At 64.8% G+C, this 1,639-nt stretch carries 3 protein-coding genes and 1 pseudogene; 3 read left to right on the top strand and 1 reads right to left on the bottom strand.

Going from position 1 to position 1,639, the window contains the following annotated elements:
* Positions 1-591, bottom strand: a pseudogene (locus EN925_RS34990) (AraC family transcriptional regulator); the annotation flags it as partial.
* 179 nt (positions 592-770) lie between these two features.
* Here EN925_RS34990 and EN925_RS34985 point away from each other — a divergent pair.
* The 3 genes from EN925_RS34985 to EN925_RS34975 all read left to right on the top strand — a co-directional run.
* The gene (locus tag EN925_RS34985) at positions 771-914 is read left to right on the top strand and encodes a hypothetical protein (protein WP_023813481.1); all 144 of its coding nucleotides are present in this window, start codon (positions 771-773) and stop codon (positions 912-914) included.
* Positions 915-925: 11 nt separating this feature from the next.
* Positions 926-1,270, top strand: a complete 345-nt coding sequence (locus EN925_RS34980; RefSeq protein ID WP_013528664.1) for a hypothetical protein — start codon at positions 926-928, stop codon at positions 1,268-1,270.
* Positions 1,263-1,639: hypothetical protein (locus EN925_RS34975; protein ID WP_128337323.1), on the top strand; the 377-nt coding region annotated here is incomplete at its 3' end. The genes EN925_RS34980 and EN925_RS34975, both read left to right, overlap by 8 nt.

Below are 1,639 nucleotides of genomic sequence, written 5' to 3'. Positions count from 1 at the left end.
CATGGCGAGTGCGGCAAGGTCGAAGACATGCGCCGCCGCAAGGTGGCAGGCCTCCGCAGTCAACTCGTCTCCGACCTCCTGGATCGAGCTGATATAGTCGAGCAACAGCCGCATCGCCCCGCTTTGGGTCGGCAAGGGCCGCATAAGAACCGCGGCCGGATCGCCGATCAGAGGCGAAAGCTGCTTGCGCGAAAAACTCAGATTGACGAAGCGAAACCCGCCGGCGCCGATCAGGTTGAGGCCAACCTCTTCACCGCTCATCATCAGCGCCTGGCCGTTGCCGACCGCCTCCTCGCGGCCGCGATGCTTCATCACACTGCCCCCGTCGAGGGCCGCCAGAAGAACGAAGTCGTCATTGTCGATCAGCGACGACGTACGATGCACCCGGAATTCCGATGAGCTGCCGGTGGCGATGCCGAGGCCTGGCAACGCGCGCACCCGCATGTCGATCTGCGCCGGCGCCAGCGGATCGAGGTCCACCCTCAGAACCGTGCGGCCGTAAACCTCACGCGTGATCTCGACGCGATCCCGCTCCGGAAACATCTCCGTCGCCAGCCTGAATGAGGCTGACGTCCCCATCGTCGCAGTCATCGACACCCCCCATGCCCAAGAGCGCGGTCATATGCGCCGGAGCCTGCAAAACGTCAATCCCGGGCCGTTTTGGCCGCTTTCAGTGCCGTTCTGTCCAAGCTGCCCCCCTTTTATGCCCCTAGTTTGCGGCGCGATTCCGGAACCGGAACCGCATTGGCGGCAATCCAAAGGGGGGCACGATGTTTCATTTGCAACTGTTCAAGACGCTGTCGGCACTGGCTGCGGCAGGGTTCAATCCGCGTGTCTATCTGCTGTCGATCGCCTTGGGCAACGCAGTGACCGATCATCGCGAGGCCAAGCTGCCGCCGCGCGCTGCCCGATGATGAGCAGCACCATGAAAAAGAGCATTTTCCTGGCCCTGACCATTGCCCTGGCGGGCTGCCAAACGGGCCAGGTCGACGACAGGCCGGCATCGATCGCGAGCGCGGCCGGCAGCAAGAAGGCCCGGAACGAACCGACGACGGAAACGGCCTGCGCCGATGCGGCCAAGAAGGCGGCGAAGGCGCAGACCAATGCGGCTCTGCTCGGCGGTGTGCTGTCGATGGCGGGGGGTCTTGGCGGTCTGGCTGGCAATGGTGGGGTCATTGCCGGCCAGGCCGCCTCGATCGGCGGCTCGGTTCTGCAGTCCCAGGCAACGAGCAGTGCCCGGGCCGGCATTGCGGAGGATTGTTATGGCTGAGCGGCGTTTCGCAGCCATGCGCCGGCTGGCCGGCGCGCTCGCACTTGCCGGCATGATCTTCGACAGCCCGCAGGCCTTGGCCCTGACAGCGCGGGATGCGTCGGCGGTCGTCGGCCTGATCGAGGCCTTGCAGCCCGAATTCGGTCAGTTCGCCTATGACGAGGAGATCGCCGCCGACTGGTACGAGCGCGATGCCGCGGACAAGGGCTTGATCGGCACAGCCGGTTTCACCGCCGACAGCTGGAAGGTCGCGCTTGGCGAGACCATGCGCGGGTTCCTGGCGACGATGCCGGTCGCGGAACTCGATGCCATTTTCGCCAAGCTCAGAAATGCCATATCCGGCATGAGGGAGCTGACCGAGGCACAGAA

Origin of the sequence: Mesorhizobium sp. M7A.F.Ca.US.006.04.2.1 (genome assembly GCF_004022915.1) — a bacterium.
Lineage (GTDB): Bacteria > Pseudomonadota > Alphaproteobacteria > Rhizobiales > Rhizobiaceae > Mesorhizobium > Mesorhizobium ciceri.
This window is presented reverse-complemented; position numbering and strand designations above follow the sequence as displayed.